The organism is Microcoleus sp. PH2017_09_SFU_O_A (genome assembly GCF_020738625.1).
Classification (GTDB): Bacteria; Cyanobacteriota; Cyanobacteriia; order Cyanobacteriales; family Microcoleaceae; genus Microcoleus.
Genome location: NZ_JAEQCF010000077.1, coordinates 1 through 25,489 on the forward strand (window position 1 = coordinate 1; position 25,489 = coordinate 25,489).

The 25,489-nt window shown below is 44.4% G+C and carries 24 protein-coding genes; 9 read left to right on the forward strand and 15 right to left on the reverse strand.

Annotated elements, in window-relative coordinates; translation table 11 throughout:
- The 3 genes from JGK16_RS24810 to JGK16_RS24820 form a co-directional block, all read right to left on the reverse strand.
- Positions 1-459, reverse strand: a 459-nt coding sequence (locus tag JGK16_RS24810) for a transposase (protein WP_293187248.1), incomplete at its 3' end; no start/stop codon positions are given.
- Positions 425-619 (reverse strand): transposase, encoded by a 195-nt coding sequence (locus tag JGK16_RS24815; RefSeq protein WP_293187246.1) that lies wholly within the window; start codon positions 617-619, stop codon positions 425-427. The genes JGK16_RS24810 and JGK16_RS24815, both read right to left, overlap by 35 nt.
- 653 nt (positions 620-1,272) lie before the next feature.
- Complete coding sequence (locus JGK16_RS24820; RefSeq protein WP_293193026.1) at positions 1,273-2,121, reverse strand: DUF3598 family protein; 849 nt, start codon at positions 2,119-2,121, stop codon at positions 1,273-1,275.
- An 18-nt stretch (positions 2,122-2,139) separates the two neighbouring features.
- Between JGK16_RS24820 and JGK16_RS24825 the strand changes: the two genes are divergently transcribed.
- The gene (locus JGK16_RS24825) at positions 2,140-2,967 is read left to right on the forward strand and encodes an SAM-dependent chlorinase/fluorinase (protein ID WP_293175236.1); all 828 of its coding nucleotides are present in this window, start codon (positions 2,140-2,142) and stop codon (positions 2,965-2,967) included.
- A 61-nt stretch (positions 2,968-3,028) separates the two neighbouring features.
- On the opposite strand, the gene JGK16_RS24830 is transcribed toward JGK16_RS24825, so the two are convergent.
- Both JGK16_RS24830 and JGK16_RS24835 read right to left on the reverse strand, forming a co-directional pair.
- Complete coding sequence (locus JGK16_RS24830) at positions 3,029-3,925, reverse strand: alpha/beta fold hydrolase (protein WP_293175235.1); 897 nt, start codon at positions 3,923-3,925, stop codon at positions 3,029-3,031.
- 34 nt (positions 3,926-3,959) lie between these two features.
- Positions 3,960-4,964, reverse strand: coding sequence for a site-specific DNA-methyltransferase (locus JGK16_RS24835; RefSeq protein WP_293193029.1), 1,005 nt, complete (start codon positions 4,962-4,964; stop codon positions 3,960-3,962).
- 183 nt (positions 4,965-5,147) lie between these two features.
- Between JGK16_RS24835 and JGK16_RS24840 the strand changes: the two genes are divergently transcribed.
- Entirely contained in the window at positions 5,148-5,951 is an 804-nt protein-coding gene (locus JGK16_RS24840) for a helix-turn-helix domain-containing protein (RefSeq protein ID WP_293175231.1), read from the forward strand.
- 88 nt (positions 5,952-6,039) lie between these two features.
- Here JGK16_RS24840 and leuS read toward each other — a convergent pair whose 3' ends face one another.
- From leuS to aat, 3 genes are all read right to left on the reverse strand, one after another.
- Positions 6,040-8,637, reverse strand: coding sequence for a leucine--tRNA ligase (gene leuS / locus JGK16_RS24845; protein ID WP_293193031.1), 2,598 nt, complete (start codon positions 8,635-8,637; stop codon positions 6,040-6,042).
- A gap of 554 nt (positions 8,638-9,191) precedes the next feature.
- Complete coding sequence (locus tag JGK16_RS24850) at positions 9,192-9,935, reverse strand: Uma2 family endonuclease (protein ID WP_293193033.1); 744 nt, start codon at positions 9,933-9,935, stop codon at positions 9,192-9,194.
- A gap of 104 nt (positions 9,936-10,039) precedes the next feature.
- The gene (gene aat, locus JGK16_RS24855; protein ID WP_293193042.1) at positions 10,040-10,618 is read right to left on the reverse strand and encodes a leucyl/phenylalanyl-tRNA--protein transferase; all 579 of its coding nucleotides are present in this window, start codon (positions 10,616-10,618) and stop codon (positions 10,040-10,042) included.
- A gap of 65 nt (positions 10,619-10,683) precedes the next feature.
- Here aat and JGK16_RS24860 point away from each other — a divergent pair, with 65 nt between their 5' ends.
- Positions 10,684-11,013 (forward strand): hypothetical protein, encoded by a 330-nt coding sequence (locus tag JGK16_RS24860; RefSeq protein WP_293142731.1) that lies wholly within the window; start codon positions 10,684-10,686, stop codon positions 11,011-11,013.
- A 257-nt stretch (positions 11,014-11,270) separates the two neighbouring features.
- On the opposite strand, the gene rpsN is transcribed toward JGK16_RS24860, so the two are convergent.
- The 4 genes from rpsN to rseP form a co-directional block, all read right to left on the reverse strand.
- A complete protein-coding gene (gene rpsN / locus JGK16_RS24865; protein WP_265235916.1) occupies positions 11,271-11,573 on the reverse strand; it encodes a 30S ribosomal protein S14 in 303 nt (100 codons plus the stop codon).
- Positions 11,574-11,848: 275 nt separating this feature from the next.
- A complete protein-coding gene (gene nth / locus JGK16_RS24870) occupies positions 11,849-12,493 on the reverse strand; it encodes an endonuclease III (protein WP_293175225.1) in 645 nt (214 codons plus the stop codon).
- Between the two features lie 166 nt (positions 12,494-12,659).
- Positions 12,660-13,418 (reverse strand): Uma2 family endonuclease, encoded by a 759-nt coding sequence (locus JGK16_RS24875; protein WP_293175223.1) that lies wholly within the window; start codon positions 13,416-13,418, stop codon positions 12,660-12,662.
- Positions 13,419-13,693: 275 nt separating this feature from the next.
- On the reverse strand, positions 13,694-14,794 hold the full coding sequence (gene rseP / locus JGK16_RS24880; protein WP_293175221.1) for an RIP metalloprotease RseP: 1,101 nt from the start codon (positions 14,792-14,794) through the stop codon (positions 13,694-13,696).
- Between the two features lie 305 nt (positions 14,795-15,099).
- Between rseP and JGK16_RS24885 the strand changes: the two genes are divergently transcribed.
- From JGK16_RS24885 to JGK16_RS24895, 3 genes are all read left to right on the forward strand, one after another.
- Positions 15,100-15,777: an ATP-dependent Zn protease gene (locus JGK16_RS24885; RefSeq protein ID WP_293175219.1), complete on the forward strand. Its 678-nt coding sequence runs from the start codon at positions 15,100-15,102 to the stop codon at positions 15,775-15,777.
- Positions 15,778-15,896: 119 nt separating this feature from the next.
- Positions 15,897-16,448 carry a hypothetical protein gene (locus JGK16_RS24890; protein WP_293142754.1) on the forward strand — a complete coding sequence of 184 codons (552 nt, stop codon included), beginning with the start codon at positions 15,897-15,899 and terminating at the stop codon, positions 16,446-16,448.
- Between the two features lie 535 nt (positions 16,449-16,983).
- Complete coding sequence (locus JGK16_RS24895; protein WP_293175217.1) at positions 16,984-18,411, forward strand: MFS transporter; 1,428 nt, start codon at positions 16,984-16,986, stop codon at positions 18,409-18,411.
- Between the two features lie 125 nt (positions 18,412-18,536).
- Here JGK16_RS24895 and JGK16_RS24900 read toward each other — a convergent pair whose 3' ends face one another.
- Positions 18,537-18,659: a hypothetical protein gene (locus JGK16_RS24900; RefSeq protein WP_293203463.1), complete on the reverse strand. Its 123-nt coding sequence runs from the start codon at positions 18,657-18,659 to the stop codon at positions 18,537-18,539.
- Positions 18,660-18,827: 168 nt separating this feature from the next.
- Between JGK16_RS24900 and JGK16_RS24905 the strand changes: the two genes are divergently transcribed.
- From JGK16_RS24905 to JGK16_RS24915, 3 genes are all read left to right on the forward strand, one after another.
- Positions 18,828-18,974, forward strand: coding sequence for a hypothetical protein (locus tag JGK16_RS24905; protein ID WP_293142758.1), 147 nt, complete (start codon positions 18,828-18,830; stop codon positions 18,972-18,974).
- A gap of 199 nt (positions 18,975-19,173) precedes the next feature.
- Positions 19,174-19,320, forward strand: a complete 147-nt coding sequence (locus JGK16_RS24910) for a hypothetical protein (RefSeq protein ID WP_293175215.1) — start codon at positions 19,174-19,176, stop codon at positions 19,318-19,320.
- A gap of 315 nt (positions 19,321-19,635) precedes the next feature.
- Positions 19,636-22,014, forward strand: coding sequence for a tyrosine-protein kinase domain-containing protein (locus tag JGK16_RS24915; protein WP_293193035.1), 2,379 nt, complete (start codon positions 19,636-19,638; stop codon positions 22,012-22,014).
- Between the two features lie 203 nt (positions 22,015-22,217).
- On the opposite strand, the gene JGK16_RS24920 is transcribed toward JGK16_RS24915, so the two are convergent.
- Complete coding sequence (locus JGK16_RS24920) at positions 22,218-24,677, reverse strand: CBS domain-containing protein (protein WP_293193037.1); 2,460 nt, start codon at positions 24,675-24,677, stop codon at positions 22,218-22,220.
- Between the two features lie 235 nt (positions 24,678-24,912).
- Positions 24,913-25,489 (reverse strand): RNA-guided endonuclease TnpB family protein (locus JGK16_RS24925; protein ID WP_293193040.1); only part of this gene is annotated, 577 nt, incomplete at its 5' end.

Below are 25,489 nucleotides of genomic sequence, written 5' to 3' on the forward strand. Positions count from 1 at the left end.
CGTCTGTTCTCCAATACCTGGAATCGAAGTCAACAGCTCGCGCTGCTGTTTTAAATGCGGATGTTGGTCAAAATGATCGCTAATCATTTTTTTGATTTCTGCTTGTTGTTCTTTGATGTATTCCAAATGAGCTCTCGTAAGTTTAGCTACAGTTTCTGTAGCTGTTTCCAAACGATTCTCTTCCTGTTGATACATCTGAGTCAAAGATTCTAGTCGTCGCAGTAAAGCTTGTAATTCCTTGACTTCCAACGGGGTTGGTGTCCACAAAGACGGTTTCATCGCCGCACAAAAACGAGCAATCAGTGCCGCATCTACAGAGTCAGTTTTAGTTCTCAGAAGTTCGCTTTTAGCAAACCCTTTAATACGCGCCGGATTAACAATGCTAACCTGAAAGCCATTCCCATATAGGAATTCGGCTAAGGCTTCACGCCAAAATGCTAGTGGCTTCCATGCAGGCATGAAGTTCAACAACACTTTGTTTTTGAAGCCAGTTATGCAAACTCTCAAACCCTTGAATATTGTTCGTAAACTTTTTGGGTTTAGTTGCACGACCTTCTTTCAGTAATGAGACGTGAAAGTCTCTTTTACTGATGTCTATACCTAAGACTGTTGATGTCATTGTTTGCTCCAGATGTACTCCGATTTTATGAAAGAACCGACAGGCAATTGAATACTAACCTTGTAAATGCAGGCTTTCCCGGGCGATGCCGAGAGCCTAAGATACTGTCCAGCTTTAGGTGCGCCTGTCATCAGTAATGGGAGCTTATCTACGCAACAGACTTATGCAGTCTAAGGGGCGGGCCAACTTCACCGATTTCTGATGTCCTTGAACAACACTTTCTGCTGAAACTGGCATCTTATTCAGAAACTTTTCTAGTTTCTTTAGATTTACCTGATTGTCGGCTTGATCGCCCACTTGTCGGCTCGATCGCCTGATTGTCGGTACGATCGCCTGATGATCGGTACGATCGCCTGATGGTCGGCTCGATCGCCTGATTGTCGGCTCGATCGACTGAAAGTCTGTACGATCGCCTGATTATCGGTATGATTGAATCAATGACGTGGCGATCGACTGACTGACTCTTTTAAGATACAAGGGGCGGGTTCGCCGAAATTCATCTCATCAAATCGCGGAATTAAAAAACCCGCCCCCACCCATCCCAGATACCGAATCAACCTTTTATGCAATCAGAATTTACTGGTTTGGTTAGGCGGGTTTTTGTAGATTGTCTGTGGGAATTAAAGATTGTTGGTTAACCAGACCCTACGGAATTAATGACTAACTTTGCGTTCAGTAACTAAAGTCAAACTTACCCATTCACCCTTATCATTGTAACTGCGAATCATCCGAAACCGCAAGTCAGGTTCTACCAACCAACCGGCCTCAAAAAATATAGGTTTTCTGGATTCAATTTTCACCGGACAAGTGCAAGAACCTCCGTCAGGAAGCAGCAAAACCTGCACGGGTGTTGCACCTTCGTTAAAATTAATCACAGAACCGTCAATGCTGCCGCTAGAACTGATAACGTTAGCATTGCTGCCAAAAGTAATTTTTTGCATGAGCCGATCGCCATTTTGCAAATTCAATTGCAGTTTGGTAGAATAACGATCGGGTGAACGCCAGTCTGGATACATCGTCACAGCCTCGCCCTCCCATTCTCCCAGCAAATCCCCAACAGTTAAAGGCGGACGTTCGGGGACATTTTTATCGGGCTGCTTTTCTCGAATCAAGGTAAGTTGGGATAAATTGCGGTCGGTATTGTAGAGTTGAACAAAGCGCAACCTGCGATAATTGTAGATAAAACCAAACTCGACACCAGATTCAGAATAAGGCGCTAGTTGAATAGTTCCCTGACAAAAACTTCCATTCTCAAAAAACAATATATCTCGTCCCAAACTCTGATATTCTCGAACAAGTTCGCTGACTTCGGGTTCGCCGACACCGCTAGGATTTGGGGAGAAACGCCGCAGTTTCAACCGCACAGTTTTGTTGTCGTTGAGTCCTTCAAGAGAAATAATGCTGGGAGTATCTTGAAGTATCTCTCCCCGCGTTGATAGCTGAGTGAAGGAACCGTGCCATTCTCCTAAGTTTTGCAGAAAGTTTTCCCACTGCGCTACCATATTCTTACCTTTGGATCTATGTCTAAAAATAGAATTATAACTCTGCTGACGGATTTTGGGTTGAGCGATGTTTATGTGGGAGTGATGAAAGGTGCGATCGCCCAAATCAACCCGCAGTTAAAAGTGATTGACATTACGCACCAAATACCCTCCCAAAATATTGCGGCCGCGAGGTTTTGTTTGATGACTGCTTTTGCTTATTTTCCAGCGGAAACTGTACACGTTGCTGTCGTCGATCCGGGTGTGGGTAGCAACAGACGCGCGGTGGCGGTGAAATGTGCTAGTTGCTTCCTTGTCGGGCCGGATAACGGGTTGTTTAGTGGGGTGTTGAGTCGCGAAAGTGCGTTAGCGAAGCCCTCGAAGAGGATCGCATCTGTGGAGCTCACCAATCCGCAATATTGGCGTACACCCGAACCCAGCAGCACGTTTCACGGTCGCGATATTTTCGCCACAGCGGGCGCTCATTTGGCGAATGGGGTGCCGTTGGAAGAGTTGGGAAGGGCGGTAAGCGCTGCAAGTTTAGTGCAGCTAGAGATACCAAATTGCGCCGTTACAGCCACAGGTGCGACAGGTTGCGTTCAATATGTCGATCGCTTCGGCAATCTAATTACCAATATCCCCAATAATTGCATTATAGGTAACAATTGGTCAGTGATAATTAGCAATAGTTGCGATCTAATTCGCATCCCCAGCGGTAAGACGTACAGCGACAGCAAGCCTGGTGATTTAATAGCCATAATTGGTTCTGACGGTTGGCTAGAAATTGCCGTTAACGGCGGCAGCGCTCAATCCGTTTTACAGCTAGAAGTTGGAGATAAAATAGAAATAATATTATCAGGTTCGTAGTGAGGACTTTAGTCCGCATCAAAGCAGACAGGACTAAAGTCCTTACTACGAACCTATTTATTCATCTAATTTTAGATTTTTCGGCAAAATCAACAACAGTTTTGCGGTATTCGCTGCTGTTAAAAAAAGCATCTCCATTATTATGCTTAGCATTAGGAACCAGCAAAATTTGCTTGGGTTCACCAGCAGCAGCATACAACTTTTCACTCATCGCAGCAGGAATCAAAGGATCGGCACTTCCGTGGGCGAACAAAACCGGAATTCGCAGCAATTTAACTTTGTTCAAAGAATCAAACTTTTGCGTTAGCAGCAGCCGCACCGGAAACAACCGCATCAAACTTTGGCGTTCTACCATATCCAGCATGGAAGTGAAAGAACTTTGAACAATTAAGCCCGCAACTTTAGGATGTGTAACTGCTAATTCTACAGCAACAGCACCTCCGAGTGAATGGCCGTACAAAAAGATTTCGCTAGGCGACAATTGCCGCTGTTTGACTAAATAATTATAAGCTGTTTCCGCATCTTCATATATCCGCGCTTCGCTGGGAAAACTGCCTTGACTGCGCCCGTAACCCCGATAATCCATCAGCAATACAGAAAAACCCAATTCCCGAAAGCGGTAAGATTGATTGATATTCGTACCGATGTTAAAGCCCTTGCCGTGCAGGTACAATAGGGTTCCTAGTGGCTGTGGATTGGCGGTTGGCAGCCACCAACCGTGAATTTTATCTGTTTTTGCGGTTTTGGGCGATCGCCCGTTAACTGGCAACCAAACCTCTTCGTAGGGGATTTTAAAGGCATCGGGTGTTTTGGCGATCGCAGGTGTGGGACTAAAAATGAGACGAGTTTGCAGGCTAAACAATATTATGCAACAGACGATGTAGGCGATCGTCCAAAATTTCACCAAAGACGATAGCCACTTATAAAAATGTATGTATTTATTTGGTAATTTATTCATTACGGCAAACTCAATAATCGGCGATTTAACAACATTAACAACAATAATTATTGATATCAAACAGTAGCAGAGTCTGAGGTAATATAAATCCCGATGGTTCCTCTGTCAAAAGCTTGTTATATATTTCATCGGCTTTGTCAAAGGATTCTTGAGGTAAAAATCTCAAGGTTGAGGCAGCAATATATTGTTTTTCTAGTTCAAAACTAATCCACTTTCTTGATAATTCTTCTGCTGCGTGACCAGTCGTATTAGAACCAGAAAAAATATCTACTACTAAATCTCCCGGTTCAGTAAGAAAGTTGACAAAAAATGACGGTAACTTTTTGGGGAAACGTGCCGGATGCACCTTAACATTAATCTCTTTGCACAAGCGCAGGTATTGAGAATTGCTATCGGCATTAGAATATTCTAGCAAATTAGATGGCAGAGCGCCTCCATTATCTTTGGCAAATTTATCACTAATCTGATGACCGGAAGGACGTTCCTTGGGAGTATAAAATTCATCAGCATTTTTCAAGAGTTTTTTCATTCTCTCAGAATACTCTACTTTAACTTTAGTAATATTTGCTTGAGGCTGATTAGTTTTGGAAAGCCACCAAACAGGATTTACAGAATCTTTTGCCCGAATTTTTCGTTTATTCACCCACTCTATAGGAGATGGAAGTTTTGAAGGATTAAACCAGAAAAACTCTTGAGCAAGTTTAAATCCATACTCGTCACATAACCGAATAAGCACGCGGTAATTATACAGCGACCTTACGGGTATCCCTTTTTGATAAGCACCGCCAAGGTCTATCACAAAACTTCCCGTATCCTTGAGAACTCTTTTAATTTCCGGTGCAAATCCCAGCAACCAGTCAACATATAAGTCTTGTTCTTCATTACCGTAACTCTTTTTCCGTTGCAGTGCAAAAGGAGGGGATGTCATCACTAAATCAACAGAATTACTAGCCAGACAATTGAGGAGATGAAGAGAATCTCCCAGATAAGCTTGACCGTACTTGGTGCTATAAACTGGGGCGGGCAAAATATTACTCATATCTAATTGAACATTATTGCAAGTTACAAAATACAGAGTGCGATCGATTTTATAGTCATTCTAGCTTAACTCGTACTGAAAGTACGATCTAATCCGTACTTTCAGTACCTTCTTTAAAATGTAAATTCTTCGTAATATTCACAAATCGAACTGTGAGTACGTTTTTTTCAAATAGTGAAGGGTATGAATTACAAGGAAGCTAGACAACTGTTTGCCGCAAAGGTAAGTCAGTTGCGCCGAGAAAAAAGGATGACACAGGAGGAGTTAGCCGAACTCACAGATAAGACTACTGACTATATCAGTTTATTGGAGCGGGGTGAAAGATCGCCATCCTTTGAAGTCATTCTGAATCTCGCTGAAGCTCTAGACGTACCAGCTAGTTATTTATTGAGCTTTAGCCAAAGCGGTGAAAGTACGGCTATCCTGAATACCCTGATAGCTGAGCCAGTTTCTCCCTCGGTAGTGGAGCCGGTTGAAGAGCCTATTACTACAGAAAACGAACGCAGCTCAGATGCTAAACGGCTAGAAGATGCGATGAAAAGCATCCAAGAATTGCAAAATCTGGCTAGTGAATATGGTATTGCGGATATTTTTCAAGATAATGGGGGAAAGACTTTACAATTATTAATCCTTTTAGGGCTGCGGATATCGCCTGGAAGAGAAGGAAACGATGCTATTGACGCTGAAGGAAAAGAATACGAACTTAAAACAATAAATATTGCCCTCAATAGAAGCGGTGGGGTCACGACTCACCATCATTTAAATGAAATTATACTTAACAAATATCGCAGAGTTGAAGCTTGGTATATTGGACTGTATGAAGGCATAACTCTCAAAGAGATTTATAAACTTACACCTGAAATGCTGGAACCTAAATTTAAAGAATGGGAAGAAAAAGTGAGGCTCAGAAACGAACCGCTAAACAATCCTAAAATTCCCTTAAAGTTAGTTAGAAAAGGGCAACTTGTCTACTCTCATAGTAAATAATAGTTGCCCTGTCAATCTTTAAAGGAGATTAGGTTGTATTTGTGTAGCGTAGCAGTGATATATGACTGACAAGTACAGACTTTTACACTCAAGCTACCACGAAATTAACCAACTTTCCAGGAACCACAATTACCTTTTTAATCTCCTTACCCTCCAGGTGGCGCTTCGCCAAATCCGACTCGCGGGCGTAATTTTCCAAAGCAGCTTTATCCGCACCCGAAGGCACTTGAATAGTGCCGCGCGTCTTACCCATAACTTGAATTACCAGCGTAATTTCATCAGTAACTAAAGCAGATGGATCTGCAACAGGCCAAGTTTGCAAATGTACTGATTCGCTGTTACCAATCAAATGCCACAATTCATCAGCAATGTGCGGCGAAAAAGGCGCTAACAGCAAAATTAAAGTGTTAATTCCCTCGGCATAAACGGGCGAATCCTTACATTTAGCATCAGCCAGCGCATTGTTCAACTTCATCATTTCGGAAACAGCAGTATTAAACTGATACTCGCCCTCCAAATCTTCTCGCACTTCCTTAATTGCCGTGTGAATCGCCCGCCGCAAATCCTTTTCAGCTTTACTTAGCAACTCTTTCTCCCCCCCTTGGGAAGGAATAGCAGAGGGTAAATTATCTTTCTCCCCCCCTTGGCAAGGGGGGGCTGGGGGGGGTGAAGCAAACTCTGTCACCACGCGCCAAACCCGATTTAAAAAGCGGAATTGTCCTTCCACATCAGCGTCATCCCACTCCAAATCCTTCTCCGGTGGCGCCTTGAATAAAATAAACATCCGCGCCGTATCAACCCCATATTTCCCCATAACTTCCAAGGGGTCAACACCGTTGTATTTAGATTTGGACATCTTCTCATAGAAGACTTCCAAAACTTCACCAGTTTGCGGATCTTTAGGATTTTCGGGGTCTACATCTGATGCGGAAACATATTTGCCAGTCACAGGATTTTTGTATGCTTTGGCTTGCACCATTCCTTGAGTTAACAAGCGTTTAAATGGTTCGTCGCAATCAATCAAACCCCGATCGCGCAAAACCTTCGTAAAGAACCGCGAATACAGCAAATGCAGGATTGCGTGCTCGATACCGCCGACATATTGATCTACCGGCATCCAATCGTTGGTTTTCGCAGAATCGAAGACTTGCGCTTGATTTTGAGCATCAGGATAGCGCAAAAAATACCACGATGAATCCATAAAAGTATCCATCGTATCCGTTTCGCGCTGCGCCGGAGTGCCGCAACTCGGACAAGGAACGTTTACCCATTCCGGCATCTTTGCCAAGGGCGAACCTTTGCCAGTAAATTGTACATTTTCCGGCAACAATACAGGTAAATCTGATTGAGGGACGGGGACTGTCCCGCACTTTGAACAGTGAATTACCGGAATCGGAGCGCCCCAATAACGCTGTCTAGAAATCAACCAATCTCTCAAGCGATATTGCACTCGCGCTTTGCCACAACCTGAATTTACGGCAGCTTGAATAATGGCGGCTTTGCCTTTAATTGAATCCATCCCGTTGAAGCTTTCGGAATTAATCATAATTCCTGGTTCGGTGTAAGCTTCCGTCAGCGGAACTTCATCATCATCCACAATTACTACTTTAATCGGTAGTTCATATTGATTGGCAAACTTGAAATCTCGCGTGTCGTGGGCGGGTACTCCCATGACTGCGCCGGTGCCGTATTCGTACAACACGTAATCCGCAATCCAAATCGGAATTTCTTCATCGTTGAAAGGGTTGATTACTTTGCCGCCTGTGGGGATACCGCGCTTTGGTTTGTCATCAGCCGTGCGATCCATTTCACTTTGCAATGCAACTTCTTTGATGAACGTATCAACAGCGGCTTTTTGGTCTGCCGTGGTCACTAGCTGAGTTAACGGATGTTCCGGCGCTAAAACAACATAACTCACGCCATAAATTGTATCGGGACGAGTGGTAAAAACGGCGACTTTTTCATCCATGCCGACAATGGGAAATTCTAAGTAAGCGCCGACAGATTTACCAATCCAGTTGGCTTGCATTAATTTGACTCTTTCGGGCCAATCTGGCAATTTATCTAAGTCGTTTAATAACTGTTCGGCGTAATCGGTAATTTTGAGGAACCATTGCCGTAATAATTTGCGCTCGACTTTGGCACCGGAACGCCAGGAACGACCTTCGTTGTCTACTTGTTCGTTGGCTAAGACGGTTTGGTCGATCGGATCCCAATTAACTGCGGCTTCTTTCTGATATGCTAATCCTGCTTCTAAAAATTGCAAAAACAGCCACTGAGTCCACCGATAATAATCGGGAGAACAGGTTGTAACTTCTTTTGTCCAGTCGAAAGAAATACCCAGGCGGCGAAACAAGCCTTTCATCTGGGAAATGTTTTGATATGTCCATTCTGCGGGGGGAATTCCGCGCTCGATGGCCGCATTTTCTGCCGGCAAACCAAAAGCGTCCCATCCCATGGGATTGAGTACGCGATAGCCTTGCATCCGCTTGAGTCTGGCAATTACATCGATGATTGTGTAGTTGCGGACGTGCCCCATGTGCAGGCTTCCCGACGGGTAGGGAAACATGGATAAGGCATAAAATTTAGGCTTTTCGGTATCTTCTGGCATTTGGTCTAAGTTTTGCTCAGCCCATGTCTGTTGCCATTTTTCTTCTATGGATTGGGGGTTGTATCTGGAGTCCACAGTAATTGCTCCGTGCAGAGTTTAATAAAGTTGGCTTCAGTATTTTTGCACATTCATGGGGCCGCGATTAGGATTCTTTTGCACCCCCAAGGATTTTGGCTCTAATATCTGTATTATATATTGTAGTATATGAATTTTGAGTTGGGGGCGATTTCTAGGTTAAAAGAATCAGACTTATGTACGGGTGGTCAGAAACCGGGTTTTTACGAGAATACTTGGTTACAGTCGATAAAACCCCAAAAAACCCGGTTTCTTGGGTCGGAAATGGGTGTTCAGAAACCGGGTTTTTACGAGAATACTTGGTTACAGTCGATAAAACCCCAAAAAACCCGGCTTCTTTAGTCAGAAATGCTTTATTCAGTTGACTGTTGACTGTTGACAGTTGACAAAAGAAGGAAGAGGATTGGAGTAATTAATAGTCTTCTTTTAATTTATCCTTAAAAAGTAGAGGCTTTAAACCAATTCTTTCTGGTAATTCCTAAAAGCATAAATAACTGCAATTGCCAGAAAGCAGATTTATTTGATAAATCTGCTTTGTTAGCATTTATTCCTGCTTAGATGCTATCAGGATCGATGTTCAATTCCCGCAGTTTTGCAGCTAAAAGTTGAGACCTTTGAGCTGCTTGTTGAGCCTTGAGAGCTTCTTGTTCGGCACGCTGAAATTCTTGTTCGGCACGCTCAGATTCTTGTTCGGCACGCTGAAATTCTTGTTCTGCGCGCCGTCGCTCTAATAGCCGCTGTGCATTTATTTCGGAATAGGAAAGAAATCTTTCTCCATCAGGGCGATAGATTTCCAAACCTTCTTCTGGCAACTCAAATCGCACTCCCAGTCTGGGACTTGTCCATCCATCCATTGGTTCAATTGGTTCTAAGATTCCTTCAAGTCTTTGCCAACCTTCCAGCTCATTTGTTTGCGGATCGTAAACGTAATACTCGTCAACTCCATAACGCTGGTAAAATGAAAATTTTTTATTCATTTTAGTTTGGCTGTCGTTGTGGGAGCGAATCTCAAAGACGACTTGGGGAGCAATATTGTCTTCGCGAGATTGTATGTAGGAACGTCGATCGCCTTTTGGTCGGCCAAATATCACCATCGTATCTGGTGCTTGAGAAATATCTGGTCTACCTTCAACCGGATACCAGAGTAAATCTGCTGCTACAAACACGTTGGGGTCATCTTCAAACAGCGATTCGCAACCTTCTTTGATTGTGACAATTAATTTGTATTGAATTGTACTTTCTGCCATTGGTTGACCGTCGCTGGATGGATAAATAATTTCTTCGGTTGTGACTTGCATTGTGGTTGTCTCCGAGAAGTATCTCAGCTTAATTATACTATTGTTGGAAGCAGGGATATCGGGTGAGGAATTAGCCAAAGCCTAAGTTCCTCAAGATAGAAGATTCAAAAGAGGGAGCAGCGGCGCTTTAAGGCTTGTTGTAAAATCGTGTTATAGAGTTTTTCCTTAACAGTATAAGCTCCGAATCTTTCCAAGTGGGGATTGTTCATTTGAGCGTCGAATAGTAGATAAGATCGATCGCGCAATCTCTCCACCAACTTCACCATCGCCACCTTAGAACCCTCGGGAATCCGGTAAAACATCGATTCCCCGATAAACGCGCCACCTATAGACAATCCCAAAATACCGCCCGCCAATTCGTCGCCGCACCAAGTCTCGAAGCTGTACGCCCAACCAGCCTCATACAATCCCCAGTAAATCTGCTTGAGTTCCTTAGAAATCCACGTCGTTTCTCGATCGGCACAACCCTCAACCACCGCCCCAAAATCGCGGTTTACAGCCACCGAAAACCGTTCTTGATTCAATGCCCGGCGGAGCGATCGCGGATAGATAAATCTCTCATCCAGGGGTATCAGCGCCCGCTGGCGGCTCGAATACCACCCCAAACTCTCCTCGCCGTCATTCGCCATCAAGAAATAGCCTTGCGCGTATCCCTGTATAATTGACGGTATATCATATTGCATAAATTTATCAGTTGTCATGTTTGCCGCTAACTTTTCAAAGTCAACATTAGCAATTACGAATAATCATGTCTGAAACCATCCAACCTATTACCTTGCCGCCCGCCCAAAACCCCGAGCAAGAAGGCCAATGGCTCCAAGAAACGCTGCTGGCATGGCTAGACTCCGAGTTTATCCCAGAAGCAGCCAACCAGCAAATAGCTAAAAGAGCAGCCCAAATCTACCTCCGCCAGCGCATGGAAGGCGAAAACGATTTGGGCAGCCTCGTAATTGCGATCGTCACCGAAATGCAGGCCTATGATTTTTCTAAAAGCTTTTACGGCGAATTTGCGATCGCCAATGCCGTCAGCGACTTATTACTCGAAAGTCTCGGTATCGATAAATGCTGCGGCCAATGAAGCAAGAAGGTTCGGCAACGGATTTTGTAACCGATGTAACGGATGTCTAAAGGAAGAAGTAGGAAGAAGCAAGAAGGACAAAGCAAGAAGGAAGTTTGAGCTGAAATCTGAAACAAAAATAAACCCCAAACATAATCTTGCAGATTATTTATAAGTTTTTTTCCTTCTTCCTTCTTCCTTTTTCCTTCTTCCTTCAGACTAATGACAACTAACAAATATTAACTGTCAACTGTCAACTGTCAACTGTCAACTGACTTCTACCAGCTAGACTTCACAACACCGGGCAAAAGACCTTCGTGAGCCATTTCTCGCATCATGTTCCGAGACAGTCCGAAATCGCGGTAGTAACCCCTGGGGCGACCTGTAGCCCAGCAGCGGTTCCGCAAGCGAGTCCGCGAACTGCCGCGGGGTAGCTGTTGCAGTTGGCGGTGAATCGCCATTTTGTCCATCTGGTTCGCTGCTTGGTCGAACTGATCTTTCAGGTCTTCGCGCTTGTCAGCGTACTTGTCTACGAGTCTTTGGCGCTTTTTCTCGCGCTCGACCATGCTCTTTTTAGCCATAATCTGTTGATATCCTTAGATAAATCACAATCTACTATTTTACTATATTTTGGTGGTTTTAGATCATTTTTATTTTAATTACTTTTTTTGTTGACAAGATTTTTGCAACAGGTAAGATGCCTTTTCCACAATTATTTAAGCTTTTTTGCAACAGGCAAGATGCCTGTTCCACAATTATTTCTGTTGTTTTGCAACAGGCAAGATGACTATTTCACAATCATTTCTGTTGTTTTGTGGGACAGGAATCTTGCCTGTCCCTGAAATTAATAAAACATCTAACTATTAGCAGAAGGGCACAAATCTGCAAGTTCACAAATATGGCAAATCGGCTTTCTCGCATTACAAACTGCTCGACCGTGATACACCAACCGAATTGACCAATTTTCCCAATCCGGCTGCGGCAACAATAGCATCAAATCCCGCTCGATCCGAATTGGATCGGCGTGTTCAGTCAATCCCAACCGCTGACTCAAACGCTTGACGTGAGTGTCTACCGTCACGCCCTGATGAATATCAAAAGCGTGGGCGAGGACGACATTAGCGGTTTTGCGGGCAACTCCGGGCAATTCTAGCAGCAGTTCCATTTGCTGCGGCACTTGATTGTTGAATTTATTGACGATCGCCCAACAAGCAGCTTTAATATTTTTAGACTTATTCCGGTAAAAACCAGTCGATCGCACCAGACGCTCCAATTCATCCAAATCAGCATTTGCCAAAGCCTCCGCATCCGGGAAACGCTCAAACAAAGCCGGCGTTACCAGATTTACGCGCTCATCCGTACACTGAGCCGCCAGAATCGTCGCCACCATCAACTGCACGGGAGTTTCGTAGTTGAGAGTGCAAGGGGCTTCTGGATACAGCCGTTTGAGGCGAATCAGAATTTCGAGCGATTTTTGTTTTAAACTTAACTTTTTAGTCATCAGTCATTGGTCATCAGTCATTGGTCATCAGTCATCAGTCATTAGTTATATTCTTGCCGGTGACATCGGAATTATACAGTGCTGTCCCCGCTCGCGAGTCGCGATCGCGAGCGGGGACAGCACTATAAAATCAAAACTGAGATACTCCCAATTTAATCTTAGTCATTTACAACTGATTGAGGTCAATTCCCATGTCTCGGAGCCGAGCTTCTAAAGCTTGCGAGCGCGATCGTTCTTGCTCCAGCAAAACTTCTGCCTGTTCGGCCCTTTGCCGTTCTTGTTCGGCCCTTTGCCGTTCTTGTTCAGCCCTTTGCCGTTCTTGTTCGGCCCTTAATTCTGCTTGTTCTCGAAGTTGAGCGAGTTCCACAAAACTCACAAACGGTGTTCCATCAGGGCTGAATATTTGTAGTTCAGTTTCTGATAGTTGAAACCGCACTCCCATTCTTGGACTTACCCAGCCGTTTACTTCTTCGATTGGTTCTAACCGTTCTTCTCGGCGCTGCCATATAGTTAAATCCACATTCGCCGGATCGTACAGATAATATTCTTCTACGCCGTACTGTTCGTAAAATCTCAGTTTTTGGAGCATCGGAGTCAGCCGATTTCCCGGCGACCAAATTTCAAACGCCACTTGCGGCACAATGTTCTCTTCATGCCATTGTTGGTAGGAGCCTCGATAACCTTTCGGTCTTCCGAAGACTACCATCGCATCTGGCGCTTGAGAAATCTTGTTATTTCCTTCTACTGGATACCACAGTAAGTTTCCCGCTACAAAAACATCAGCCATGCTGGCAAATAACAGTTCTAAATTTTCTTTGATCCACACGATCAATCTAAACTGTTCGGTATTATCTGACATTGGTTCGCCGTTATCATCTGGATAGATAATCTTTGCTTTTTCGGGAGATTGCAGTTGTGTGACCATTGCTATTTCTCCAATTTTACTGGTTAATTTATAGCCTTTCTCAGAAAGATGAGGTACGCATGGGCATGGGGCATAGGGCATGGGGCATAGGGCATAAGATTAGCGGGCATACCTCACTTTTTTGAGAAAGGCTGTATATTAGTCAGCAGTCATCAGCTATGTAATAACTAATGGCTGCTGACTGCTGTTCGCGAGCGGGGACAGCACTATGACTGCTGACAACGAACAACTGTCAACTGTCAACTGTCAACTGCCAATTGACAACTACCAACTGACTACTGTTGTCGGAGAGTTCGCATCAAATCAAAGCCTGCCAAATTAGCAGTATCGCGAACAATCAAGAAAATTCCCAAACCCAACAACAGCACCAAACCAGTCTGCATCACATTTTCTTGAATGCGGTTTGGCAGAGGCTTGCCCCGCAGTCCTTCTATTAACAGAAAAGCTAGTTGACCGCCATCTAAAGCAGGCAAAGGCAAGATATTAATCACAGCCAAATTTATACTAATTAATACCGCAAACTGAAACAAATTCGCAGCATCCGATCGCGCAATTCCTGCACCAATGGCTACAATTGCCACAGGCCCGGACAACTTTTCAGCAGTCTGACTGAAATTGCTAAGTAACTGCCCGAAACCTTGAAACGTCAGCACTACAATTCGCTCAAACTCAGTTGCAGCCTTGCTAAATGCCTCTACAATTCCTGCCCGTTCCCGCACGACGGTACCGTTAGAAGTTAGCTGCACGCCAATCTTACCTTTACCGTCGGGGGACAATTCGGGAGTAACTGTCACCACAAATTTTTGTTCTTCGCGCTGAATTTCTAGGGCCAGGGGTTGATTGGGATGATCTTGGATGGCTGAGACTAAAGATTTGATTGATTCGCGGTTCGCGCCCAATTCCTTGCCATCAACGGACAGAACAATGTCGCCCGATCGAATTCCCGCTTGGAAGGCCGCCGAACTAACTTCCGCAGCGACTTCCGGGACTTTAACTCCCGGTAGGTAGTTCATAGATGCAGCGCCAACCGTGGTTAATTGCACCACCAGCAGGAAGTAAGCAAAAATTAAGTTGGCAATTACTCCTGCACTAATGACGATCGCCCGATCGATCACAGGGCGGTTCCGCAGCAAATTCGGGTCATTGGGGGGAATAGTGCTGTCTGGATCGTCATCCGGGAAACCCACGAAACCTCCCAGGGGAAAGGCGCGGAGGGCATATTCAGTTTCCGGGCCTTGGTACTTCCACAAAATGGGCCCGAAACCGATGGAGAAGCGGTTGACGTGAATGTGTTGAAGTCTCGCCGCCAGGAAGTGGCCGAGTTCGTGAACGACAATCAAGATACCTAAAACTGCGATCGCTGCCAAAACTGACATGAAGGATTCCACTAACACTTTTACTTGACTTTGATTTATTTTAATATCTTTTTAATGTAGGCGGCTTGGGATCGACAATTTTCAGTCAAACTGGAAGATGGCATTTTAAGCTAACGTCCGGGCCAGATCGCGCGGGCCCTCGCGATCTGGCTTGTGTAGATTTTGGTCAAATGTGCGATATACACTACGAAACTAAACATTAGTCCGTAGTCAGTTGTTAGTTGCTAGTTGTTGGTCTAATCACAAATAACCAATTCCCCATTACCAATTCCCCATTACCAATTCCCCATTACCAATTCCCAATAATGAAAGACACTTCTTTGAATATTATCGCTATTTCTATCTTCGCCATCACCGTTTCGATAATATTGGGCCCCCTATTCAACCTACCAGAGGCCGTACCTGCGATCGCCACCTTTTGCCTGTTGGGGCTAGCCACCCTCGACAGTTTCCAGTGGCAAGGTCAAGGCGGTACAATATTAGTAGATTTGCTGGGGGGAAGTTCTAAAGAAAAGCGCGATCGTATCCTCCACCACGAAGCCGGACACTTCCTCGTCGCCCACCTGTTGGGAATTCCCGTAACCAGCTACGCCCTCAACGCTCTTGAAGCATTCAAACAAGGTCAAACAGCCCAAGGCGGCGTCCGATTTGCAGACCAACAACTAGCATCTCAACTCGAAAACGGCACTCTTTCCGTCCAACTTTTAGACCAATACTGCACCGTCTGGATGGCCGGAATAGTCGCCGAAAAAGTTGTTTACGGCAACGCCATAGGAGGAGCAGAAGACCGTACAAAAATCAGCGCAATTTTAACACAACTACGCCGTCCCGTTTCCGAAATTCAACTCAAACAAAACTGGGGCTCGCTGCGAGCAAAAACCCTAATCGAAAGCCATCAATCCGCTTACCAAGCCCTAGTCGCAGCCATGGAAAAAAGAGCAACCGTCGCTGAATGCTGCGACATCATCCAACAAAATTTGTAGCACACAACTTGTGCACTCTGGCTTCTTGAACCCAGTTTATTTGTAGGTGTCTCACTCAAGCCCGGATTTTGCCTAGAAATCTGGTTTAATAGCATTAATTTTATCGCAATTAAAAAATCATGTCACAATCAAAACTTTTCGCAACCAAACTGCAAACAGCCAACCCCAATCAAGAAAAATTGCTGCGGCTGTTAGGTTTCCGCATCGACCCCGACACCGAAGTACCTAATCTGTATACTCTCATTGTCTGTGGAGAAGAAGAACCGCCTTTAGTAGCTGGCGGTCAACTTGTATTTTTTACCCGTCCACAACTAGCGATTAATGCTCTCAAACTGTGCGATATCGATGTCAGCGAACTGGGAACACCACCCACACAAATAGACGCTATTTGCGACATTGCAGAAACCCTGTACTTGCTCGATGCAGAAGATATTGACGAATCAGGGATTATGCTTAACTGTTTGAACGCGCTGTTAAATTTAGTAAAAGTCACATTAACACCCATGCCCACAAATTACAAACGCGTGCTTTATGCTTTTGCAGACCACCTGAATATTGATGAAGAGTTTGCCAGTTTTTTAGCTGAAGAGGACATCCAGCGTTCGGAGATGGTTAACGCTATTTTATGGTGTGTGGGAGCCATTACCGTCAAATCTAGATTGCTAACCTAGTAATTTTAGATTTAGAATTTTCAATTGAATAATTCACAACATTCAAAGATTTCAACTTATTACTTTCAACCAGGTCATTCCTAGATGCCACTGTCACATTAAATCAAGGTACGTAGTTGCGCTTGGGCGCTCTTATATTTAAGCGCTCAAACGCAACAAGTGACCCAAAAAATAGTTCCATAAAAGTTCCAGTTGCGTCCAGGACTCAAGGATTGCTATAGGTGCATAAGTCCAATTATCAATGGCAAATTCTCAATTGCCAATCACAAATCATTCAAATGTGCGATCGAATTTCTGTCGCTTGGTGCGGGCGGGTTTAGTTCGATTGTTGGTGGGAATTAAAGATTGTTGGTAAAACCTGCCTCTACTATTCAATTACCAATTACCAATTACCAATTACGAAATCTTCAGAAAAGTCCCGATCGCAAAAAAAAACTTAGTATTACAGCTTAACGCGAGTTATACTCCTATTGGAAAGACTGCGATCGCCCAAAAATCCCGAAATCATCGCCCAAAAATCCCGAAACAAAAGTTTATGACCAACACTTCCCCCCCTGAAAGGGCCGCCGACAACCCAGAAACCAAAAAACTCAGTTTCTCCACAAAGTTAGCATACGGTGCGGGAGACCTTGGCCCCGCAATTACTGCGAATGTTCTGGTGTTTTTCCTGCTGTTTTTCTTTACCAACGTGGCTGGCTTGGCTGCGGGGACTGCTAGTAACATTTTGCTAATTGGCAAGGTTTGGGATGCTGTAAATGACCCAATTGTGGGGGTTTTGAGCGATCGCACCTCTCACCCCTGGGGCCGCCGCTATCCTTGGATGGTTTACGGCGCAATTCCTTTCGGCATCTTCTTCTTTTTGCAGTGGATTGTTCCCAGCAAAGATCCTACGATATTGTTTTGGTACTATGTGGCGATCGGCATATTGTTTAACACAGCCTACACCGCCGTCAACCTGCCTTACACCGCCCTCACCCCAGAATTAACCCAAGACTACAACGAACGCACTAGCCTTAACAGTTTCCGGTTTACTTTCTCGATCGGCGGCAGCATTTTGTCATTAATTATCGCGCAAATTATCTTTGCCTTAGTTAAAGATGACACCCAAAAATACTTAATATTAGGCGCCATCTGTACAGTAATTTCAGTATTGCCTTTGTACTGGTGCTTTTTCGGAACCCGAAAACACGTCCTCTCTCAATTGCAAGACAATCCCGTAGAAGACAATTCAACCTCTTTGCCGATAGGAGAACAGTTGCGGATTGCATTTAACAATCGCCCTTTTTTGTACGTAATTGGAATTTATCTCTGTTCTTGGCTGGGAGTGCAATTAACTGCTTCGATTTTGCCTTACTTTGTCATCAACTGGATGAATCTGCCGCCAGCAACTTTTACCCAAACTGCGATCGCAGTTCAAGGCACCGCACTCGCCATGTTATTTGTTTGGAGTAGAGTTAGCGAACGCTATGGCAAAAAAGCTGTTTATTTTATGGGCATGAGTTTGTGGATTATCGCCCAAGCCGGACTGTTTTTCCTACAACCCGGACAAGTCGTCCAGATGTACCTGTTAGCAGTTATGGCTGGTGTGGGAGTTTCTACTGCTTATCTTGTACCTTGGTCGATGATACCGGATGTGATTGAACTCGACGAACTCCAAACAGGCGAAAGACGCGAAGGCGTGTTCTATTCGTTTATGGTGTTGCTGCAAAAAATTGGTTTGGCGATCGGCTTGTGGTTGGTAGGTCAAGCATTAGAACAAGCTGGATTTCTCGCTACTGTTCAGGGACAGGCTGCGCCTGTACAGCCCGATTCTGCCCTGTTCGCGATTCGAGTTGCGATCGGGCCACTGCCCACAATTGCTTTAATCTGCGGCATGATTCTTACATATTTCTATCCGATTACCCGCGAAGTTCACGCAGAGATTTTGTTGAAACTTCGAGAAAAGAAAGCACATAATCTGTAATATTCAATAGACTTTAATTGCATTTGTGCGCTCTCTAATCAGCGTTAATGAGCGGTTGTTGTATCAAGGGAATATTTATGCAATCCAAGTCTAATGAGTATCACAAAATAACACTTGTCAAAAGCTCATACGGCTGAGATTCCAGAACAATTATCGGATTGCTTGCCAACTATTTGTATCCTCTTACCCGAAAGAATTGGTTGAAAGCCGGAACCCTTGTATGGAGAAATTAAAATCCGACTATTCATTAATCCAATCCTCTTCCTTCCTTTGTCAAGTGCTGTCCCAAGTCAACTGTCAACTGAATGAAGAACGTGTTATAAACCTCTTTCATCGGTTAATCCCAAAAAACACCCCGTTGCGGGTTTCCGGCTAATATTGATATAGCTCTCATAGTAGGATGGCGAATCATAGCGATGGTTTTAGCAAGAGTGGAAAAGCCCAGAAACCCCATGTTTCAGCGACAAAACATCACATCGCCCAGCGCCATCCGCCCGGTAGCAAAACCCAGAAGCCTTGAGTTTTTCCAAATGTCGATCGACTTTGTATTAACAAAATATTAATTTTTATGTCGTTTGCCCATTATATAGATCGGTGGGTGATATAATGTTAGCGCAGTTTAATTATATAAACTTAAAAAGCAATCCAGATCTTAAAAAAGTTGACAATTAAAAGATAAAGACAGATTTTTGTCGGAAATTGATTGGATTAGTTGTCGTTCCACAAATAGGCCCAATGGTGTTAATTATATCTACGTATAAAATGCAAAACTTTTTAGCCGATCGGTTCGTGGGTAAGTTAACAGGTAGTGCTGCTATTGGTGGCGATCTCAAAAATGGCAGAGATGACAAGGCAATACCAGGGCGATCGGCCCCCCGCGTGTGGCGTAAAATTGTAAAATTTTGGTAAAGTTATGGCGCGAGCTGCGGTGAAGGTCAGGGATACCAGAAAAACTTGGTAGAGTCACCGATAAACCAGGAATACAAGCAGAACACAGCCGCCAGAAATACAGTCGGAGACAACTCTCTCTTGAGTTAGTAAAACAACATTTGCAGCCGGCACAAGATATGAATTTAGTTATTTTTGTATATTATGTGAAAGTAGTGAGAACTATTGGCAGGAAATAGAACCAACCAACCCAGAATCTCCTGTGATATCCTGAAGTCAAGGGTGAAAGTATCAACCAGAAGGCTCGCAGAACCAAGCTGATTTTACCAAAACAATATGAAAGAGGTCAACATGGAAAAAGAACATGACGCTCATATCGTACCAATTAGCAACCAGAGCAGACAGGTGCAGCAATTTCCCGTTGACGAGGGAGAAGAGTTAAGCGGGGCACCCCAGAAAGGATTGAATCTAAAGCCCTTGTTCAGGACTTTTCAACGACAAGCCCTAGTCATCATTGCGATTGTAGCCCTAGCAGGCGGTGCAGTTTATTATAAGGTCAAGGGAGGCAAGAAAACATATCAAGGCGATTTTCGGATACTGGTGGAACCCGTGACAACGGAGGCAAGACTTACCGACGCATCTGCCCTCGCCAATCGCGGTGAGGGGGGTGGAGTGCCTAATCGAGAATTTTTTAGTTTGGACTATCCAACTCAGCTTCAAATTCTCCAGAGTCCTCAGATGCTGTCGGCTATTACCAAACAAGTCCAACAAAAATATCCAAAAATGACCGAGGAACTTCTTAAAAAAGGATTACTCGTGTTGCGCCTCGGAGAAAATGAGTTGACGCAAACTAAAATTTTGGAAGTTCGTTTCCTCGGGCAAGAGCCTGACTTAGTTCAGTTCGTTTTAGAAGAAACTAAAAAGAAATATTTAAAGTACAGCCTTGACGAACGCAAGACTCGCATTGGTCAAGGTGTTAATTTTATTGAAAACCAGCTTCCGGCACTCAACAAGCGCGTAAATGACCTGAAGTCTGAGTTACAGATGATACAGCAGCAGCAAAAAATTACCGATCCTAAAGAACAAGGCGCGCAATTGATCGTGCAAGTTCGCGCTATGGAAACTTTAGAGTTAGAAACTCAAAGGCTACTCCAGGAACAGAGAATGCTGTACGCTAACTTGCAAAAACAATTAGATTTTACACCAAATGAAGCTATTGCGGCTTCAGCTTTAAGTGAAGAACCTCAATATAAAGAGTTGCTGACCAAGGTTAAGGAAGTAGAAGGTCAGATTGCTGTAGAAACAGCTCGTTTTAAATCTGCTAACCCTATAGTAGAAGCTTTAGAGCGCAAGCGGGCAAATTTAGTAGCTTTGCTCAACAAGCAAACCGATCGCATTTTGGGGCAAAATTTGGTAGGCTCTCAAGCCAATTCTAAAGTTCAGAATTTTCAAAACTCGATTCGCATAGGCTTGATCAAACAATTGGTGGATACTGCGAACCAAGTTCAAGTCTTAGAAGCTCGCAGTCAGGCGATCGCCCAAAGTAAAGAAGAGTTGACCCGAAAATTAAGAGATTTTCCGATTGTAGCTCGTCGCTACAACGAACTGCAACAGCAATTAGACATAGCCTCCACCAGCCGCCAGCAACTTTTAACTCAGCGGGAAACTCTGCGCGTCCAAGCAGCCCAAAGCCAAATACCTTGGGAAATTATTTCTCAACCCCAGATACCCAAAGATATCAAATCAGGCAAATTTATTCCAGTTGCATCGAAAAGTACAAACAACTTTGTGATGGGAATTTTTGGAGGACTCGTGTTCGGTCTGGGAGCGGCTATTCTTATTGAAAAAATCCGCAATGTTTTCTACTGTGCTGATGACATTAAAGATGCGTTTGATGCGCCTTTATTGGGAGTAATTCCTCGTGACAAAAATGCTAAAAAAATTCCGCCTTCTATTGCTAATGCCTATGCTTATCTTGAAGGCAAACAGGGGAATCATAAAAATGCTTCGGAATTTATAGAAGCTTTTGACTCTCTTTATACTAATATCCGCTTTCTTTCTTCAAATCGAACGATTAGCTCTTTGGTAGTTGGTTCGGCTACAGTTGGCGAAGGCAAATCTACCGTTGCTTTAAATCTAGCCCACGTGGCAGCGCTGGCGGGTCAGCGAGTGCTGTTGGTAGACGCGAACTTGCATTCACCCAGCCTGCATAGGCTGTTGGAACTGCCTAATGTCAATGGATTGAGCAACTTGCTCGAAAATAAAAATGAACCGGATGAAATTATCCAGCGATCGCACCTAGCAGATAATCTGTTTGTATTAACAGCCGGTATTCCTGTCCCCGGTACTGCCAGACGGCTTGCCTCATCTCAAATGCAGTATTTAATGGAAGAACTGCACGCAACATTTGACTTAGTTATCTATGATACGCCACCGCTGGTTGACAGTAAAGATACGAATTTTTTAGCAGCGCGCACAGATGGAATACTGATGGTTGTATCAGTTCGCCAGGTGAAGTCTTCTGTAGTCAAAACAGTTTTCAGTCAATTAGAAAATTTTGGCATACCCTGCTTGGGCACCGTGGCTAATAATCCTACCAAAGGCAAGAAGTATCAAATATCTAAATCATCATCACTTGTGGAAGATAAACATGAATATTTGAATTTGGCACCAGTACCGTCAGGCATCCACAAACTAGCTCCCAAAAAAGAATGAGATTCAGTTGACAGTTGACAGTTGACAGTTGACAGTTGACAGTTGACAGTTGACAGTTGACAGTTGACAGTTGACCGTTGACAGTTGACCGTTGGTATAAGAGTAAAAAAGATGACCCACCCCAAAATTTTACACTCCTGTTCAAGTTCCCAGATTCTCTGCGCTGCAAGTCAATCTCAAATCTAAAATCGGCTGGTAGCGGACTAATTCGCATCTGGCTTGGTGGGAAATGTGACAGTAAAATTAGTCCAGCCCTTGCTGCTTTCAACCTCAATTTTTCCCTGTAACTGTTCCACAAGTTTTTGAACCAAAGCTAAACCCAAACCTGTACCTCCTTGTTTCCAGGGATCGGCATTGGGAACTCGATAAAATTTATCGAAAATTCGAGGCAATTCTTCGATCGCAATGGAAGATTGATTGCTGAATGTAAATTGAATTTCCGAAGCCCTAACACTTGCTTGTGCGGAATTTTTCCCGCTTTCTGCTTTTTCCCCGTCTCCCTTTTTGCACTCAACTTTCAAAGAGATTTCGCCCTCATTGGCAGTATACTTGCAGGCATTGTTGAGGAGTTCTGCTAAAATCCGTCCCAAACTAGCGCGGTTGGAACTGATCGTGGGGAGGTGGCGATCGCACTCTACTCGCAAATGCTGGTGGCGGTTCTGGGCTCGCGTGTAAAACGGGTCGATAATCGTAGGCAGCCACACATCTAAGTTTACTGGTTCGAGGTCAATCGGACAAGTTGCTGCTTCGAGCCGCTGCAAATCGAGCAAAGCATTAATCAAATCGGTTTCTCTAGTACATTCTGTTTCTAAAATTTCTAAATAAATCTGGCGTCGGTCTGGGGTGGGAGAAATTCTCAGCATATGAATAGCCATTTTCATATTAGATAAAGGCGTCCGCAATTCGTGAGAAACCGTGCTGAGAAATTCATCTTTTAGAACGTTTAAATGCTGGAGTTCCTGCACTTTTTGTTGCAATTGGGTGGTGCGTTCTTGGACTTGGCGTTCGAGGTCGGCATTGAGATTTTGTACTTGCTGGTAGAGTTGGGCTTGCTGAATGGCGATCGCGATTTGAGTTGCCAGTTGCAGCAGCAAATCCAATTCCGAAGCCTGCCACTTCCGGGATTTGGAACACTGATGAACCCACATCATCCCCCACAAATTGCCGTCTTGCAAAATTGGTACAATTAAATAAGATTTGATTTGCGCTTGCTGCAACCGCGCATATTTTTCGGCACTCAAACTAGCTTTGTCGATGTCTGAGACGGCATAGATCTCCTGTTCGATCGCAAATGCAGCTTCCTGCCAAATATTGTCTGGCATGATTTCTCCCAAGATAGAAGACCACTTGGGGGCAACGGATTCTGCCACAAAAATGCCAAAATTGCTCGACTCCCAACGCACGATCGCTACTCTGTCGGCTTGCAAAACTTGCCGGACTTCATCGACGCTGGCGTTGAGAATTTCTTCGAGGTTTAAGGATTGGTGAATCCGGAAGGAAATTTGAGTTAACAGCCGATCGCGCTGCACCTGTTCGTGGAGTTTGGCAGTCCGTTCGCGCACCTGCTGTTCCAATTTAGCATTGCGGCTTTGCAGCAGTTCCAATTTTTCCGATTGCAGTTGATAAACCGACTGCTGCAACTGTTTGACAACTCGGTACATTTCGGTCGGATCGAGAACTCTGAGCAAGCTGGTTTGAGTAATAATTCCCAGCAGTTCTCCGCGCCCGCCGCACACGACCAACCGCTGCACTTGTTGCTGCTGCATTTGTTTGTGCGCCGTCCACAGGGAATCGGAAGGTTCCAGAAATTGCAGGGGAGTTCTCATGACTTTTTGAGCTGGAGTTTGCTCGAAATTTAGTTCGAGATACTGTGCTTGCACGATGTCGTATTCGGTAACAATTCCCAAAGGTTGGTGAAAGGAATAGTGAAAAACGGAGGTAGAGTCCTCTTTGGGCTTCTCCATTGTTAATTCTTTGTTTTTGGTAATGACTACGCAACTGACTTGATGCTCGGACATCAGTTCGCTGATGCTCAGCAGCGAGGCGGTGTGGGGCGCTGTAATTGGCGTAGTCATCAATTCTGCTACCCGCCGCAATTTGAGAATGTTGGAAGGTTGCAATACTTGGCGAATTCTTTCCCGCGTCAGCACTCCTACCAAGTGCCGGAATTGATTGACAATAGGCAAATAGCGAATTCGGTGCTGGCGAAATAACGATAAAGCGGTAAACACGTCTTGATCGTCGGATTCTGTGAGGGAAACCGACACGGGGGACATGACTTCGGCAATTGGTATTTTGTGGAGGGCTACTTTTTGCAGGCTGTTTATTTTGCCAGAAGCAATCAGCCTCACTAAGTCGGCGGGGGTTAATATGCCGATTAACAGCCCGCGACTGGGGTTTTCGGATAAGTTGCCTGTGGTGATAGTCTGCTGGTTCTGCACGACGAGGACGCAGCGGGCCCGCACCTTGTCCGGCGGTGATGATTCGGTCATCGCCCCCTTGTCTGAGGGTAAAGGCCCTTTGACTAGGGGACAACTGTTTTGCAACTGACTCATCAGGGCGATCGCCACTGCTAAGGAAGTTTCTGGCCCGGCAGTTAGGGGGTAGCGGTCGATCGCTTGTTCTAAGGCTGAGGAGTAAAAGGGCGGGTGATAAAAGGGCATAGTTAATTGCAGGTGATCGGAGGACGGGTAATACCATTTTCGATTTTTGATTTTCGATTGGGAATAGCTTATTACATAACGGTTTGGAGCTTCCCTAGAGTTGCATTATTTTGTGAAAATGGTATAACAATTGGGCAAAGCCTTAGGTAAGGGCCCAAACACCTCGCCTGTGGTTGAATTTTAAATAATAGACTTGCTGCTATACAAATCCTAGACAAGTCTAGACATTTGCTTCTTAGTTCATCGGGAGCATGGGAGCGGTTATCCCTCGGTAAGCTTTCACGATGAAAGCCAAGCGCGATAAATTAATTGCTGCGTTCAAATCCCTGTCCATCGAATGACCGCAATTTCCACAGTTGTAAGTCCTTTCTGCCCGTGGCATATCTTGAATATGTCCGCAGTTTGAACAAGTTTTACTCGAAGGAAACCAGCGATCAGCAATGATTACTTCACAGCCAAACTTTTTAGCTTTGTATTCCAGTTGACGTTTGAATTCATAGAATCCACAATCCGCGATGACTTGAGCTAGCTTGTGATTAGACAGTAACCCAGAAACATTTAAATCTTCTACTACTATCGTTGCGTGGTTTTTGCCTAAGTAAGTAGTAATTTGATGGAGAGTATTTTTTCTGAGATTCGCTACTTTAGCATGATGTTTTGCTAACCTTTGTTTCGCCTTAAATCTATTGCTAGAGCCTTTCGTCTTTCTCGATAATTCCTTTGACAGTCTACGCAACTTACTGAGATGCGTTTTGTAATGCTTTGGGTTAGGGAAAACAACTCCCGTCGAAAGGGTTGCCAACTCTTTAACT

Bases quoted from the DNA above. Each gene is read 5' to 3' on its own strand.
- JGK16_RS24905 (WP_293142758.1), top strand. From the start codon at position 18,828: ATGGTTTTAGCAAGAGTGGAAAAGCCCAGAAACCCCATGTTTCAGCGA.
- JGK16_RS24910 (WP_293175215.1), top strand. From the start codon at position 19,174: ATGCAAAACTTTTTAGCCGATCGGTTCGTGGGTAAGTTAACAGGTAGT.
- JGK16_RS24900 (WP_293203463.1), bottom strand. From the start codon at position 18,659: ATGAATAGTCGGATTTTAATTTCTCCATACAAGGGTTCCGGCTTTCAA.
- rpsN (WP_265235916.1), bottom strand. From the start codon at position 11,573: ATGGCTAAAAAGAGCATGGTCGAGCGCGAGAAAAAGCGCCAAAGACTC.
- JGK16_RS24820 (WP_293193026.1), bottom strand. From the start codon at position 2,121: ATGGTAGCGCAGTGGGAAAACTTTCTGCAAAACTTAGGAGAATGGCAC.
- JGK16_RS24875 (WP_293175223.1), bottom strand. From the start codon at position 13,418: ATGGTCACACAACTGCAATCTCCCGAAAAAGCAAAGATTATCTATCCA.
- JGK16_RS24915 (WP_293193035.1), top strand. From the start codon at position 19,636: ATGAAAGAGGTCAACATGGAAAAAGAACATGACGCTCATATCGTACCA.
- JGK16_RS24920 (WP_293193037.1), bottom strand. From the start codon at position 24,677: ATGCCCTTTTATCACCCGCCCTTTTACTCCTCAGCCTTAGAACAAGCG.
- JGK16_RS24895 (WP_293175217.1), top strand. From the start codon at position 16,984: ATGACCAACACTTCCCCCCCTGAAAGGGCCGCCGACAACCCAGAAACC.
- JGK16_RS24815 (WP_293187246.1), bottom strand. From the start codon at position 619: ATGACATCAACAGTCTTAGGTATAGACATCAGTAAAAGAGACTTTCAC.
- aat (WP_293193042.1), bottom strand. From the start codon at position 10,618: ATGCAATATGATATACCGTCAATTATACAGGGATACGCGCAAGGCTAT.
- JGK16_RS24860 (WP_293142731.1), top strand. From the start codon at position 10,684: ATGTCTGAAACCATCCAACCTATTACCTTGCCGCCCGCCCAAAACCCC.
- JGK16_RS24830 (WP_293175235.1), bottom strand. From the start codon at position 3,925: ATGAATAAATTACCAAATAAATACATACATTTTTATAAGTGGCTATCG.
- JGK16_RS24885 (WP_293175219.1), top strand. From the start codon at position 15,100: ATGAAAGACACTTCTTTGAATATTATCGCTATTTCTATCTTCGCCATC.
- JGK16_RS24825 (WP_293175236.1), top strand. From the start codon at position 2,140: ATGTCTAAAAATAGAATTATAACTCTGCTGACGGATTTTGGGTTGAGC.
- JGK16_RS24840 (WP_293175231.1), top strand. From the start codon at position 5,148: ATGAATTACAAGGAAGCTAGACAACTGTTTGCCGCAAAGGTAAGTCAG.
- JGK16_RS24850 (WP_293193033.1), bottom strand. From the start codon at position 9,935: ATGCAAGTCACAACCGAAGAAATTATTTATCCATCCAGCGACGGTCAA.
- JGK16_RS24890 (WP_293142754.1), top strand. From the start codon at position 15,897: ATGTCACAATCAAAACTTTTCGCAACCAAACTGCAAACAGCCAACCCC.
- JGK16_RS24835 (WP_293193029.1), bottom strand. From the start codon at position 4,964: ATGAGTAATATTTTGCCCGCCCCAGTTTATAGCACCAAGTACGGTCAA.
- rseP (WP_293175221.1), bottom strand. From the start codon at position 14,794: ATGTCAGTTTTGGCAGCGATCGCAGTTTTAGGTATCTTGATTGTCGTT.
- nth (WP_293175225.1), bottom strand. From the start codon at position 12,493: ATGACTAAAAAGTTAAGTTTAAAACAAAAATCGCTCGAAATTCTGATT.